Source organism: Pseudoalteromonas sp. OFAV1, from assembly GCF_021532595.1.
Lineage (GTDB): Bacteria > Pseudomonadota > Gammaproteobacteria > Enterobacterales > Alteromonadaceae > Pseudoalteromonas > Pseudoalteromonas lipolytica_C.
This window is the reverse complement of record NZ_JAKGBG010000074.1, coordinates 1-14896: the sequence shown is the minus strand read 5'-3', so window position 1 is coordinate 14896 and position 14896 is coordinate 1. Positions and strand designations below refer to the sequence as shown.

Sequence of the window (14896 nt, the reverse complement as noted above, 5' to 3'; positions counted from 1 at the left end):
TTTTGGTAAGTCTGATACCAGTTAACTGCGCTGTTGCGGATGATCTGACTAGGGCATCGAGATAGCCAAGGAGTTAACTCCTTCGACTTGAATTGTGATGTTTTCTGGTCAATTGGAGCATAAGTGCTCGTTGAGTAGTATTTACGTGCAAAGGTGCGGAAATACTTTTCTTCGTCAACTTTGGCATTCCAAATGCTACGCGCACATCCCATCCACTGGCTTAAAACCAGTTTTTGATGTGATGTTGGGTTGGCACGAAACCGAATACCGGTTAACAAATCGCCCTCTATTTAACTGTATGCATATACAGTACATAATAATCCCTACTCCATTAAAGTCAAGACCATTCGCCTTGACTCGCAGCTAAAGCAGGCGAGAATGTGGCGAACATTTGTTCAATAAATTGACTAATACTACTTAGTTCTATACGTGAATAGTACTGAACATTACCAACACTAAAAGTAGTTTCATAAAAAAGGCCTTCGTATACACGGTCATTTAAAGGTTTTAGAGCCTTATAGTCAAAACCAAGCTTACAGGACAAGTCATTTATTGTCTCAAGCTGCTGCCTGCTTATATAAGACATTATAAATGCCCTATCACTAAACAGATACTGATCACGTGCTTCAAATTCTACAGTATTGTGCGAATGCTCTTGCAAGGAGTTTAGAGTAGTACATTGTAATTCTGTATTGATATATACCTGTTCAAACAATTCAAAGTCTAAGTCAGCACATCTAGAAAGGGATTTTTTTGCTTCCAAAAATACATGTATCGACTTCAAGCTTTTAAAAACAACAAGTAATAGGGGAAAAAGTAATAGACAAAATATTAATGTAAAAGTAATTTCAATTTCTTGCATGTATTGAGGCCTTAAGTGCATGCAAGAAGAATGGTAGGTTATGATGGAATCGAACCATCGACCAATGAATTAAAAGTTCACTGCTCTAACCAACTGAGCTAATAACCTACTCTATACATTGCATATTAATATAAAAAATTTATTTATTCAACAACTAAATAAACTTAGCCATATTTTCTTCAGATTTTCGGATCATAACATAATCTAAATCTGTTAGCTCGTTTAGACTTTTACAGTCCAAGTACATCTCATCAATTTTCTTAAATAGGAATCGACATTTTTTCATCATTCGTCTTTTTTCGCGGTCGTTATTAGAGTCTACAACTTCAACACAGAATTCTGATAAAATACAGAGCGTTACGACTTTAGATTCTGGGATAGCATCGTACATCTTTATCATCAGGGATATTTTTTTTACCCATTCATAATAGAAATATGCCATAAGTTGTTTTTTTACAACCCCATTTACCCTATTCTTTCTTGAGCTGGCCCCATACAAGAATTTTAGGATATTGAATTTAACTTTCGCTTTCAAAACCAATTCTAAGATAAACATCATACTTACATTTCAAAAAAATTTTCAAAATATTATGTAAATAGGGAGTGAAAGTCAACGGTAATTACGCTATAATATCTTTTAATGTAATTTATAACTTGTATGAGGTTTTTATGGAACTAATTGTTGCACATGCGAATAATTTCGCGATCGGTAAAAATAATAGATTGCCTTGGAAATGCCCTGCTGATATGAAATTTTTTGTAGCAAAGTCTAAAGAAAAAGTTGATTTGCTCATGGGAAAAACTACTGCCAATGGTATCGGCATTTTACCCGAACGAAACATTCATATTCTTAGCACTACTACAGAGGGAGCCTTGGCAAGTATTGAAGAAGTCTTAGCATTCAATAAAGATACTCCTTTACTTATTTGTGGCGGTGCTGATGTATATAGACAGTTTCTCCCTTACGTGTCACGAATGTATGTAACTTCCCTTGATGTTGATATTGACGGTGCAGATACATTCTTCCCTGACTATACAGCCGAATTTGAAGAGACTCTAGTCATTGATGAAGGTGAGTCAAACAACATCACTTATAAAATTTCGGTGTTTGAGCGCAAAACTAAATGAGATATTTAGAAAGCTTTGATATTACATCTGAGCAGCTTCTGGGTATTCCTGAATACCCAGAAAACACATGTGAGTTTAACTATCCTATCTATGACCAAATCAAGTCCATTAGTTCACTTTTAGAATCAACATTGAAGTCAATAGATTGTGATTTTACTGAGGACCCTTTTGTTTACATACCTTGTGTCGATACTGACATTTTTGGTAACTTAATAATAGCCACTGAGAAGTTCAAGTCATGGTTTGAAGGATGGCAACAGTGCTTTTTTAAATATGTGATTGACAGCATTGATGATACAGAAAGAAATCTGTATAAATTCAGTATAGAAACAATCGAAAACTTGTTACAGCATGAATCTTACTCTAGTGAATCTATTTATAATTCACTACAAGCAATTGAGCTTCAAATCACAGAATTTAAAAGCAACTATTTTGACTCAAAGCAGCAAAGACTTAAAATATTAAACGAAATTGAAGATCTTCAATCTCAAATTCATGTATTAATTGCATCTAATGAGGATTGCGACTTTCAGTTAGATCAACTAACTAATGAGGTAGAGATGCTTGAAGGTATCTTAGATAGTAATTCATTGCTACAAAAGCCCAATAAAAACATAAGTGAACTCAAGCGCTTCTTAAATTATTTTGGTAAAAGAATGGAATCTCACTTTTCATTATTACGACAGGAAATCGTATCTTTTAAATTTAATATTAAGGCATCATTAAATGTAAAAATCACAGACAAAGAAGAGTCTGATTTTATTATACGTTCATTTCACCCGGTTGATTTCATACATGATAATTACAAAGAAATCATAGACGATAAAACAGTTTCATCGGCCTGCCCTGAAGTTTTCATTCGCCATGTTGTTGCGATGGAAGATGAGCTAAACAAGCTTACTTATGATGAGCAATGCAGATTACGTAACAGTGACTTACAAATGGCTATCGTTAGGTTTAAATTGGACTACCCAGAGTATGATAAAGCAGTTTGGTTCACTAATCTTAACGAGGCACGATCTTTAGGGAATGTTGAGATTGTCTCTATTTAGTACAAATCAATATACCAAGTACATTCTTCTTTGTTATTAGCAAAATACATCTGTTTTTATATGCATTATGTATATTTATAGGGTATGATTTTTCTTTAAAATTTAATTTTAAGGTGCCAATATGTCCATGTCTTTATTTGTTTTTGTTCCTTTTTTACTCGGAGTATTTCTGTTTATAGGTTGGGCCTCTTCGCCTAAAGAAAAGAAGTGTCTTCCTCCCTCATCTACATACAGACTAATTAAGATAACTATATCGAGGTTCTTAAAGATATTTTTTGCGGCATGGATTTTCAGCATTGGCGTTACTTATTCTATTAAATACTATAATAAAATCTATGATGAAGCTTTATTTAAATCTGTTACTCAACCAAACATTCAAACATGTAATGGCTTTTTGGATACTGGAAAGGTCAGTCTTTACGATAATTGTATACAGGCTGAAAATGAAAAAGCTGAAAGCACATTAACAATTGAGTACGCTAACTATGCTAACTCTCCTATGGTCGATTCTAAGAAGCATTTTTGGAATGTAGATGTTAATGATGAAATAGAAACGATGAAAGCTTATATTGCGTACATGAAAGTCGCTTACTCAAAAACCGATAGTCAAAGAGAAATTTTTAATGAACTTGAGGAAGCTGTTATTGTGAGTATTGAAGAAAAATACAAAAGTATCGCGAAGCTTAAGAGTCCATTCAATTCATTTTTTATTGCTATTGGATTACTGATATTAGTAACATCTGTAATAGCTGGTACTACTCATATAACTGAACTGACTAATGACAATTCTAGCAAGGAATCGTTTGAAGACAGGTTTAAAGTATTGTATGAATACAAGTTCACTGAAGTAGCTTTCATTATTGTAATTATGAGCATCTTTTTGTTCTAAATTAATACCTAAAAGTGTAAGTGTCATAACACTTACACTTTTAGGTTATCGACCACCTTCTTGCAATTTCCTATCTGTAAATCCTCTGCCAATCAATTCGTAACTCTACTAGCATGAACTTCACAATGAATGGTTCGCAGTTTGGTGTAACATCTCATAGAAGTATTTATTACTTAAAAAGTTTTCTGTAGCACATTTTTGAATCATAATATAAAAAGGGACAGCTAATGCAAGCCGTTTACTTAAAGTGGATTTTAAATTGATGGGACTCGCTTAATCAGCGGCTCTGCAACGATTAAAGCCCAGAAAGAAACTTTCTGGGCTTATTAGCTAGCTTAAACTTATCACTAATTAATCTGCCGATGGCATATCTTCCTAATTATTTTTATTAAAAATTATTTACGGATATACTGAAGGTGTATTAATGACAGAAATAAATCTCAATCTAAAAATGTTAGCTTTGTAAATTATTATCTTTAGCCAGCATTGAAGCTTCATGCTTTTTAAATGTTCGATATACTAAGCAGCCAATAACAAGCATTACAGCCATTCCTGCAAGTTCCTCTTTGACAGTAATTTTACTTTCCATGAACCCAAATATTCTTAAGGTGCCAACAATCATAGCTAGTAGATAAGCGATTATTGCCAATATTTTCATGAAGTTAAACACTTTGATATTCATTATGTTTCCTTATGTTATGTTTAATAAATCTAAAATACTGCGCTACGTTTAGAACCACGTTAAGTAAACGGCTTGCAGCTAATGGCCCTTTTTATTCAGTCAAACCTATTGTCACTTTTGAGAATCCATGAATGCTTGGAATTTTAGTTTTAAGCATATTAATACAGTACCAAAAACAATAACTAAAAAAAAGAGTAGACTAAGAAATCCTAATAGCATCTCAGTGTCTGACTCCATATAAAGTCTGACAAAAAGATAAGTTACACCACCTAAAAGAAAGTAAGTTGCGAGCATGTGAACTACTCGGAGCTAAAGCTCGCGAGCTTCCAAGATAGTAGCCTAAGCTACTAACCTTTCTTTTTTGACGCTTCGTTGGACACCGCTAATCGAGCTTTTGGCTCGGTTAGTCTTACGATTGCCTCCACGTCCACTATCTGATGACTTGGTTCGTAAAACGCCATCGCCAGACAACTCCGTTCCAGAGTCTAAAATTAGATTAATTGCCCGTTTCTTTATAACCAATGATGCGTTGTTATCTGCATTGTCAGTATTGCCACAGTTACCGCATATAAAGAGATTTTGTGATTTACGGTTGTCGGGGTGAGTGTGACCGCATTTAGCGCACTCCTGACTGGTATGGGCTGGATTTATTTTGAATACCGCTTTGCCTGCTTGGTAAGCCTTGTATTTGGTGTAAGTCTCTATGATGTGCCAACCAACATTAAGGATTGATTTATTTAGTCCTGCCTTTTGCTTGGCTTTATTCGATACGTATCGACCCTGTTCGTCTTGCTTTGCCTTTGGCTTTCGCGTCATGCTTGAGGTTCGTAAAGCCTCGAACACAATTACTTTAGCCTTGCTATCGACAAGTGAACGACTGGTTTTATGAGCAAAATCATTACGGATATTCGCTTTCTTAGCGTGATGCTTGCTAATGCGATATTTGGTCTTATTTCTTCTGTTTGAGCCTTTTTGCTGACGCGCTAGTTTACGCTGCAAACGCTTAATGTAACGGTCAGATTGGCTCATGTTCTTTTTCTGATTGTCAGAAAAGTCGAACGCCAACACTCCTGTGTGAACAGGAATGGCAACACCACGATCTACGCCGATGGTATTTTCTTCTAGATACTCTCTTGTCGAGCCTTGAAGAAATGAAAGGTGTTCATCATTGTCTGACAAACCTAATTCACTTTGGCCGTTTTCGTAGCAGAAAGACACGTAATATTGACCACGCTCTTTGCGGATATACAGCGAGTTTGGGATCTCGAACTTGCTATGAGCCTTAAACGATAAGTAGCCAATATTATTAGTCTTCGTACCGATGAACAGACGGAGATTGCCATCATCGCAACGTTCGAAGCTGAACACCTCACGAGTAAGGTAGATACTACCTCGGTCAGTTTTAGGTTTGCGCTTAGGTCGCCCGCACACGCCTTTCATGAAATTTTGGTAAGTCTGATACCAGTTAACTGCGCTGTTGCGGATGATCTGGCTAGGGCATTGATACAGCCAAGGAGAAAGATCTTTTGATTTGAACTGAGAAGCTTTTTGATCAATAGGCGCATAAGTGCCCGTTGGATAATACTTACGGGCAAACGTGCGATAATACCCTTCTTCATCGACTTTGGCATTCCAAATACTACGCGCACAACCCATCCACTGACTTAGTACCATTTTTTGTAGCGATGTCGGGTTAGCACGAAATCGAATACCGGTTAACAAATCGTCCTCTATTTAACTGTATGTAATTACAGTACATAATAATCCCGACTCCATTAAAGTCAAGGCGAACATTTGTTCAAAAAGACATGCTTCTTTGTGCCACATAATGATTTTTTGAAGCATTCATTTTCTCCTTAAATTTTTGCTTCAAATTTCTTTGCTAGAATAAGACAACCATCTGAAATCATAATTAATATGAGTGAAATTATCAAATGAGCTAATACCGAAATTGGCATATCAGTAGATATTATATGGTTAGGTATCATTGATATGCTATGAACGAATACAATAATCGCCGACACAAACATTAATATGCCAGCTAATTTTAAAAACTTTACTTTCATATTTATATACTCAAACTAAAGGTAATTACGACGAAAAACGCCCCTACTAATAGTAGAGGCGTTTATAAGACACTTAGAATGGCATTACTTAACTTGAACGCCAAAAGTGTTACAAAGGCCAGCTAGGCCATCATTAAAGCCTTCACCGATAGCGCGGAACTTCCAGCCACCATCGTGACGGTAAAGCTCACCTAAGATCATTGATGTTTCAGTATCGAAGTCTTCACGTAGGTCGTATTTGCACAGCTCTTCATTATTGTCTTGGTTTACGACGCGAATGAAGCTATCTTCTACGCCACCAAAGTTTTGACCACGCTCATCTGCTTTATGGATCGTAACAGTAAATACAACTTTTTTGATAGCTTCTGGAATGTCAGAGAGCATTAATGTTAGGTGTTCATCGTCACCATCACCTTCACCTGTTTGGTTATCGCCACTATAAACAATAGCGCCATTAGCACCTGTCTCACAGCCATCTACATAGCCAACAATGCCCGGTTGCTGATAAACTTTACCGCTTTCATCTAGAAGGAATGCTGACGCATCTAAGTCATAAGCATCACCATCTGTTTTACGCTGTTCCCAGCCAAGACCGACCAAAATTGAATTTAATTGAGGATTTTCTTTAGTTAGACTGATGCCTTGACCTTTACTTAATGAGATTGCCATAATAATACCTTAATGTAGTTTTAAAATTTGTTTTAAATTGCACTTTGTGTGCTGACACTCACTATATAGTTATTATAATAAGTGTCAACGAAATATCAGTTTTTTTATGCGTGAGCAGCAACACCAAATGCGTTACATAAACCTAATAGGCCATTTTCAAAGCCTTGACCTACCGCACGGAATTTCCATTCAGTACCAACTCGATAAAGTTCACCCATGATCATAGCGGTTTCAATATCGAATTCATCTTGTAAGTCGTATTTACAGATAACATTATCATTATCCTGATTCACAACTCGAACGAAGCTATTTTCAATACAACCGAAGTTTTGGCGGCGACTAATGGCGTCGTAAATAGTTACTGCGATGACAATCTTATTAATACCACTAGGAACTTTATCGAGTAAAACTTCGATAGTTTCGTCATCACCTTCGCCTTCGCCTGTCTGGTTATCACCGCCATAAGTTACAGAACCATTACCGCCTGACTCGCAGCCATCCATATAACCAACAATACCCGGTTGTTGGTATACCTTGCCATTTTCACCGATTAGAAATGCACTGGCATCTAAGTCGAAATCTTTACCGTTTGTTGTTCGAGCGTCCCATCCTAAGCCAATTAGAATTCGATTTAATTGCGGATTGTCTTTGCTAAGGTTCACACCTTGGCCTTTTTGTAATGAAATCATATAAACCTCATAAAAAATTTATTTACTTTTTATATTAAGGCTTGGAGAGTGTCTAAGCCTTAATTAACTTGAATATTAACCATTAAATCACGATTGATTTAGTTCATACTCTTCACATCTTGCAGTTGAACACTTGCAAAATTTGATTCTTCAATGTTTTCACTCTTTGTAGGAACAATAGAAGTAACAATGTAGCCAACCCAAATAAGATACAGTACAGCTAGAAGGTGAACATGGAACTTACCAACATATTTTGTCACCAAAAACCCTACCGAAACGGCAGTTGTAATAACAACCAGTGCAATTCGCAGAACCTGCATATCTTCATTGGTTGTGCCTTGGCCGACTAATGATACAGGACCATAGACAAGGCTATAAACTAGTAATGGAGCACCCAGAGCGATTGTGATATCAAAAATATTCGAGCCTACAACATTGCCTAGTGAATCTTCAATATTACCCTTGCGAGCGTCTTTGATAGATAGAATTGCGTCAGGAACACTTGTCGCTGCTGCCGCAAAAATAATTGCTGTAAAGTACGGAGCAATATCAAGTGCTTTTGCACTGATCATTACAGCTTCAGCTAAGTAATGACAGGCTACTGAGATAACTAGCACTGCTAATGATAGATTGACCCAAGCCGATTTTGTTGTCAGTTTCTTGCCACCGAATAATAGGTGGTTGAACTGGAATGTGATCAAAGCTTTTAGCTTGCTTGGCTGTTCATCATCATCATCATCATCATCATCATCGTCTTCGCTATCAGTAGAGTTTGACATCTTATGTTGAATCATTAAGTAAGCAACATACACAAGGTAGAACACTACTAATGACGCTCCAGCAATCCACGTTAATTCTGTATTACCTAAAAAGTAAAGAAGAAGTAATTCTGCTAAAATTAAGAAAGTAGCATCACGAGCAAACGATTTTTTACTAATCGTAATCTCTTTTAATTTCTCAACTGTACCATCAGACTTTTTAACTCCATAGTACCTTACAGCTACAATACAAAGAAGTGGGATAACAACGGTATTAAAAACTGCACTACCCGCAGTCGTAGCAATACCTGCCGTAAATCCAGCCATATCGTTATACATAAACAATAAAAAGGAAGCTGTCAGTAACTCAGGCAATGAACTACCAATAGCATTAATCAAGGCCCCTTTTAGGCCCCCTGACATGTTTCGACCTAAGTAATCAGCACATGCCTCAAATTCATCACAAGCATACATAATTACAACTGATGCAATAACAGTCATAACGATAGCCTGTCCTAATAGATAAAGATCCATAAACAACCTTACTAAATTAATTTAAGTCGTGAGTACTTATAAGTACTCACTATACAAGTCTTCTGACTCACCTAAAGAACTGATAACTTTCTTTAATACGGCCTTTTCATCATCATCAATGCCATTTTCAACATTAGCGACAGAGATCCCTAGGGCGATTAAAGTAGTTGATTCCGCTTTATCTTTGAACTTCACGATATTTGTATAAGCTTTACCTGAACCAACAATCTTATCTAACTTAAGTTGATTTACGATTTCGTTGTATTCTCGCTTAACATCATTTAATTCATAAGATGCAAGTGCGTCAGTTGATTTAACAAAGTCTAGCAACTTAGCTTCTTCATCTTGACTGGCATAGCCATCAGCATAGGCGATAAGGGCTGCGACTGAAACTGATGCTTTAAGGAATGGGGTTCCTGTAAAGTTTTTCACTTCCTTTTGAGCTCGCCCTTTTAGCTTATTAAATAAAGATAAGCCTTCTGATTTTAACGAAAGCAATGTGCTTTTAGCGTTACTTGTCAATTCATCGGTATTACTTGAATTAATAAGTTTTGAGGCTGAAGAAACTAAGTTTTCACCTAACTTCTTTTCAAAACTGAATGCTTCTTGAAGGCTGCATTCAGAATAACCGCACCAATCTGCGAGAACTGAAATCTCATTAAATCCGTCATCAAGGAATCGGAACTTAAATTGACCATTACGATTGTAAAACTCACCAATTAACCAATATTTGCTACTTGATTTTTTGCTTAGTAAAAAGTCAACGCCACCGGCTGATAGATTAATTGAACTAATACCTTCAGCAACTAGTTTGATTTTTGAACCAGCATCAAATTTAGATAGGTCCAGTTTACCGCTTTGAATGAAAGCATTGTCTTCAAATACATTGAGAGGCTTTTTACATTCATACGAATCAGGTAATACAACGATACCTTTTGTTTCTTCTAATTGGACGGTTTTAGCGTCCAACGTGGTTGCTTGGCCTTTAATTAAAACAGTCATAAAGAAAGCCCTCTTAGAGTTTCATGCAGGCTTTAATATTTTCCTGTAAATCATTAACCGTGCGGCCTTGGCATAACTCACCGATAGTATCGAATGTCCAATCACCGCCATTGCGAGATACTTTACCCATGATAATTGCGGTATGTGAACCACTTGAATCTAGCGGATAATTAATCAGTTCTTTTTCGTTGTTGCCTAAAATTCGGCAATACGCTTTATCTACAATGTTGAAGTCAACACCGTAAGTGAATGTTGAAACTGTAAAAACAAGATGCTCTACATTATCAGGAAGGTCATCTAATGAAACGCGAATTTGTTCATCATCACCGTCACCTTCGCCTGTGGTATTATCACCAGAATGTTGAATGCTGCGGTTTTGATTGTAGTGGTTAGCTCGAGGATAATACACTACATTTAGGACGTTACCTTGAGAGTCTAATGAAACACAGCTTGCGTCCAAGTCAACATCACATGGCACTTTTTCCATTTGACCGGTCTCTTTGGCACCAAAACCTAAAATTCCGCCAGATTTAACTGGTTTTAAGATAAACGCATCCCAACCAAGCCCCATTGTAATATGAGATAGTTTGTTGTCGTTATTTGCTTTCAATAATGAAATGCCTTGACCTTTATTTAATGTAATAGCCATAAAATATCCTTAGTGTAGTTTAAAATAACAAGCAAAGGTGTTTGCTTTGTTGAAGGCTATCCTATCCACCACAATCCAATAGTCAACATATTATTGATATATTTTTTTGTGATGATCGTATGTTGACATGTAAAGATACATTGTTATTATCGCTTAAATGCGGTAACGCAAATAAACAAAATGTAAGGTTTTTATATGAATTCAAATAATGCGGAAAATCATGCTGATTCTTCCATCCCGCCATTTGTTGTCGATATTTATAGTGGAAAGTTGACAATAAATAGTAATAGTAGCCATAAGCAAATTAGAGAATTATTGTCTTTTGCTTCGCGCTTTAACGAAAAAAGACAGTATATGTTTGCCTCTAAAGTGTTAGGTAAGTATATACCAGCATGCCCAAATGAAATTAATTCAAAGCAACTTGAATTGATTGAAGATCTGCATTTACATGATGAATTAACAACATTTATTGGGTTCGCGGAGTCTGCATGTGGTCTGGGTGAAGCCTTATTTAATAAGTGTCTTGCAAAGGCGCCATACTTAGTTGATAAATCGATTTACACGCATACTACGCGACAATTCAATGATGACGAAGAAACCATTATCGAATTTATTGAACCGCATAGTCATGCTTCAGATCAGGTTTTATTAAAACCAAAAGACCCTGATATCTTATTTACGCTTAAAAACTCGACATGCCTTGTTGTGGTTGAAGATGAAATTACGACAGGTAAGACGCTTGAAAATTTCATTGCTGAGTTTTTAAAAGTAAATCATACGCTTCGTAGACTTGTAATTTTAACCTTCGTTGATTGGCGAACATCTAATCAAAATATGAACCTTCGTAATAGGTTCCCAGAGCTTGATATTATTGAGCATTCACTTTTGAGTGGAACAATCGAATTTGAACAATATAAACCTAACAAAACGTTTAATCCTAAGCGCCCTCACGTTTCAAATAGTCAATCTGATACCTGCGCTAACATTTCTGATGCTAAATACGGCATTTTCAAGACAGATCGTAAAACCGCTTTAGCTGTTGAAACGGTTGCTGCTTTTACGAAACATTTTGACATCCCATGTATGATTGTTGGCACAAGTGAATTTACAGCTTGGCCACAACAGGTTGCAAAAGATATATTTGATGAAGGCGGTGATGTATTAACTATTTCATCAACACGCGCCCCTCTTCAAATCCATAATGATATAAAAAGTAAGACATCATTTTTATCTCACTATGGTGATGGTGAAATGCATTATATTTATAACTTATGCACCCATCGAAAGGTATTCATAGCTTATGATACATTCGCAAATGCAGAAAGGCACAAAGACCTTCTAGAATCACTAAACGCTACTGCTATCGTGTTGGAGGCTGAGTAATGAATTATTTTATTACTGATTTAGATCACTGTATTATTTTTCCAAAAAAACTTAAAGATACAGGTTTTCCTGAAGCGCACACTGAGATTTATACTCGACAAAATGAACCTTACCGAGGCGCGGTTATGCCTAACGTTCTTATAGACATGATTGATCGAGTTGCTGATAAAAATGTTATTATCACTGCTCGACCGTTTGTTGATGTTGATAAGTTATCGATGCCATTTAATTATGAGTACGCTATTTGTTCTCATGGTGCTGATATTTATCAAAATGGAACGATCATACACTCGTTAGTAAGTGAAACAGGAGCAGCATCAGTAGCCGCAGCCTATACGTATTTATTAGAAGTCGAAAAGATTCAGAAGGCGAACAAAGAGTTCAGTGTTTTAGCAGATGAAATTGGCGTTGTGAATTCTGAATTTACAGGGACTCCTGCTTATATTGGGATCAAACTTAAAGATGAAAGTGATGCCGAAGATTTCTATAAGCAATACAACTTAGATTTCTTAATGAGCGATTCTTCATTCAATCTAAAACTGCTTGAAAATGGCAGAACACTTACGCTTATTCCAACCACGGTATCAAAAGAACATGCGCTCTCTTACATGCTAGAAAATGTAATTAATAAAGAGTGTAAAACACCTTTCTTAATTGGTGCTGGTGATAGTCATTCAGATATGCCATTCATGCGAATGTGCCATTGGTGCATGACACCATCGACTTCACAAATTATGCAGCAACCTACAGCAAAAATTTAAGGATTAAAAATGAAAACAACACAAATTGGCTCTTACCCAAAGAACGATGTTACATTCTTAGTTAAACTAATCGACATCGAAGAACTATCTGCATTAGAAAAAGAGCAGCAGCTTCAAGCTGGTGAAAAACATTACTCAGAGATGATCAGTAAAGAGTATAAACCAACTGAAGAATATATGGAGCTCTTTGATACATTACTTAAACTAAATGGTCAAAAAATGGCTGATGCGCTTGTAACTATTGCAAACCATATGCACATCAATAATCCTGACGAAATCACGCTTATTTCACTTATGCGAGCTGGGACCCCTGTCGGAGTGTTATTAAAACGAGTTCTTGAAGAGCGCTTTGGTAGAAGCGATGTAAAACACTATTCTATTTCAATTATTCGCGACAAAGGCATTGATACAAATGCTTTAAACTACATTCTAGAACATGAAAAGCGTAACCCAACTAATTGCTTAATGGTCGATGGTTGGACAGCTAAAGGCGTTATTACTCGTGAATTAAAACATTACATGGGTGAGTTCAATAAAGACCGCGAAATTCCTATGTCTGACACTTTATACGTATTGTCAGATATTGGCGGAACAGCAGATGTGACCGCGAACTTTGATGATTATGCTATTCCATCAGGTGTTTTAAATTCAACAGTATCAGGCCTTGTTTCGCGATCAATTTTAAATGATGAAATTGGTCCTAACGACTTTCATGGTGCAAAGTACTATAGCGAATTAGAGCCATATGACATGAGTGAGACTTTCATTAACACTATCCTGCCCCTTTGCATGACTAATGAAATTAAACCATGTGAAGACAGTGTAGAGGCTGCAAAAGAACAATCTGAATCTATGATGGCTTATGTTCACAGCACAATGAAGCGTTTCAACGAAACTGATATTAACATGGTCAAACCGGGTGTAGCCGAAGCAACTCGTGTAATGTTGCGTCGTATTCCTGAGGTATTAATTGTAAAAAGCATTGATGATTCAGACACAGCCCATATCGTTCAATTGGCTAATGATAAAGCTATTCCGGTTGAGGTTGATCCAAACATGCCAATTAAGGCTGTCAGTGTAATCAGCAACTTAAAAAAATAACCATTTAGGGCCAGATTAGGCTTAACTACATCTGGCCACAACCCATCAAAAGGTATTGTAAATGCCAAATATTTCTGTACATGATTTTGATATGTATACGTTGAATATGCAGTATGCAATTCGACACAACTATGACTGGAAAATTGATTTCGAAGACTGGCTTGCCAAAGTTCGTAATTCATTGTCTAACATGAGTTCTAGTGATAATGTACTTTTCATATTGCCGAATAAAAATGGCCAAATCGGTAAATATATGGCATTTGACAAAAAAATGCTTTATGAAGTTACGAAAATTAATAACTCAGTTCTATCAAGAATTTTGAATGTGTATCCTCGTTTCATGGCTACCCTTTTCATTAAATTTTATCAGAAGTATATTTCACCAAAAAAAGGGTATAAATGCGCCCACAATATCTGCTATAACAATGGCGGTTGGTGAACTACTCGCAGCTAAAGCTCGCGAGCTTCCAAGATAGTAGCCTAAGCGACTAACCTTTCTTTTTTGACGCTTCGTTGGACACTGCTAATCGAGCTTTTGGCTCGACTAGTCTTACGATTGCCTCCACGTCCACTATCTGACTTAGTTCTGAGAACTCCATCGTCAGACAACTCCGTTCCAGAGTCTAAAATGAGATTGATTGCCCGTTTCTTTATAACCAATGACGCATTGT

At 36.4% G+C, this 14896-nt stretch carries 18 protein-coding genes and 1 tRNA gene; 7 read left to right on the top strand and 12 right to left on the bottom strand.

The window, feature by feature from the left end:
• The 4 genes from L1267_RS22820 to L1267_RS22805 all read right to left on the bottom strand — a co-directional run.
• Positions 1-278: helix-turn-helix domain-containing protein (locus L1267_RS22820; protein ID WP_235384295.1), on the bottom strand; the 278-nt coding region annotated here is incomplete at its 3' end.
• Positions 279-337: 59 nt separating this feature from the next.
• On the bottom strand, positions 338-862 hold the full coding sequence (locus tag L1267_RS22815; protein ID WP_235384293.1) for a hypothetical protein: 525 nt from the start codon (positions 860-862) through the stop codon (positions 338-340).
• A gap of 31 nt (positions 863-893) precedes the next feature.
• Positions 894-970: transfer RNA gene (locus tag L1267_RS22810), tRNA-Lys, on the bottom strand.
• A gap of 46 nt (positions 971-1016) precedes the next feature.
• Positions 1017-1421: a hypothetical protein gene (locus L1267_RS22805; protein ID WP_235384291.1), complete on the bottom strand. Its 405-nt coding sequence runs from the start codon at positions 1419-1421 to the stop codon at positions 1017-1019.
• 110 nt (positions 1422-1531) lie between these two features.
• On the opposite strand from L1267_RS22805, the gene L1267_RS22800 reads away from it, so the two are divergent.
• From L1267_RS22800 to L1267_RS22790, 3 genes are all read left to right on the top strand, one after another.
• Positions 1532-1990: a dihydrofolate reductase gene (locus tag L1267_RS22800; protein WP_235384290.1), complete on the top strand. Its 459-nt coding sequence runs from the start codon at positions 1532-1534 to the stop codon at positions 1988-1990.
• On the top strand, positions 1987-3042 hold the full coding sequence (locus L1267_RS22795) for a hypothetical protein (protein WP_235384288.1): 1056 nt from the start codon (positions 1987-1989) through the stop codon (positions 3040-3042). The genes L1267_RS22800 and L1267_RS22795 overlap by 4 nt, the downstream gene beginning before the upstream one ends.
• Positions 3043-3169: 127 nt before the next feature.
• On the top strand, positions 3170-3931 hold the full coding sequence (locus L1267_RS22790; RefSeq protein ID WP_235384287.1) for a hypothetical protein: 762 nt from the start codon (positions 3170-3172) through the stop codon (positions 3929-3931).
• Between the two features lie 454 nt (positions 3932-4385).
• On the opposite strand, the gene L1267_RS22785 is transcribed toward L1267_RS22790, so the two are convergent.
• The 7 genes from L1267_RS22785 to L1267_RS22755 all read right to left on the bottom strand — a co-directional run bounded on the left by L1267_RS22785 (position 4386) and on the right by L1267_RS22755 (position 10980).
• Entirely contained in the window at positions 4386-4613 is a 228-nt protein-coding gene (locus L1267_RS22785; RefSeq protein ID WP_235384286.1) for a hypothetical protein, read from the bottom strand.
• A 339-nt stretch (positions 4614-4952) separates the two neighbouring features.
• A complete protein-coding gene (locus L1267_RS22780) occupies positions 4953-6335 on the bottom strand; it encodes an RNA-guided endonuclease InsQ/TnpB family protein (protein ID WP_235384285.1) in 1383 nt (460 codons plus the stop codon).
• A 428-nt stretch (positions 6336-6763) separates the two neighbouring features.
• Complete coding sequence (locus tag L1267_RS22775) at positions 6764-7348, bottom strand: TerD family protein (RefSeq protein WP_235384283.1); 585 nt, start codon at positions 7346-7348, stop codon at positions 6764-6766.
• Positions 7349-7452: 104 nt separating this feature from the next.
• Complete coding sequence (locus tag L1267_RS22770) at positions 7453-8037, bottom strand: TerD family protein (protein WP_235384282.1); 585 nt, start codon at positions 8035-8037, stop codon at positions 7453-7455.
• Between the two features lie 98 nt (positions 8038-8135).
• A complete protein-coding gene (locus L1267_RS22765; protein WP_235384281.1) occupies positions 8136-9329 on the bottom strand; it encodes a sodium:calcium antiporter in 1194 nt (397 codons plus the stop codon).
• Positions 9330-9365: 36 nt separating this feature from the next.
• Positions 9366-10331: a tellurite resistance TerB family protein gene (locus tag L1267_RS22760; RefSeq protein WP_235384280.1), complete on the bottom strand. Its 966-nt coding sequence runs from the start codon at positions 10329-10331 to the stop codon at positions 9366-9368.
• Positions 10332-10344: 13 nt separating this feature from the next.
• Positions 10345-10980 (bottom strand): TerD family protein, encoded by a 636-nt coding sequence (locus L1267_RS22755; RefSeq protein ID WP_235384279.1) that lies wholly within the window; start codon positions 10978-10980, stop codon positions 10345-10347.
• Between the two features lie 195 nt (positions 10981-11175).
• On the opposite strand from L1267_RS22755, the gene L1267_RS22750 reads away from it, so the two are divergent.
• The 4 genes from L1267_RS22750 to L1267_RS22735 all read left to right on the top strand — a co-directional run bounded on the left by L1267_RS22750 (position 11176) and on the right by L1267_RS22735 (position 14664).
• Positions 11176-12363 (top strand): phosphoribosyltransferase domain-containing protein, encoded by a 1188-nt coding sequence (locus L1267_RS22750; protein ID WP_235384278.1) that lies wholly within the window; start codon positions 11176-11178, stop codon positions 12361-12363.
• Positions 12363-13124 (top strand): hypothetical protein, encoded by a 762-nt coding sequence (locus L1267_RS22745; protein WP_235384277.1) that lies wholly within the window; start codon positions 12363-12365, stop codon positions 13122-13124. Before L1267_RS22750 ends, L1267_RS22745 begins: the two co-directional genes overlap by 1 nt.
• A 9-nt stretch (positions 13125-13133) precedes the next feature.
• Complete coding sequence (locus L1267_RS22740) at positions 13134-14225, top strand: cysteine protease StiP family protein (RefSeq protein WP_235384275.1); 1092 nt, start codon at positions 13134-13136, stop codon at positions 14223-14225.
• Between the two features lie 61 nt (positions 14226-14286).
• Complete coding sequence (locus L1267_RS22735; protein ID WP_235384274.1) at positions 14287-14664, top strand: membrane protein insertion efficiency factor YidD; 378 nt, start codon at positions 14287-14289, stop codon at positions 14662-14664.
• 41 nt (positions 14665-14705) lie between these two features.
• Here the strand turns inward: L1267_RS22735 and L1267_RS22730 are convergent.
• Positions 14706-14896, bottom strand: a 191-nt coding sequence (locus L1267_RS22730; protein WP_442960577.1) for a hypothetical protein, incomplete at its 5' end; no start/stop codon positions are given.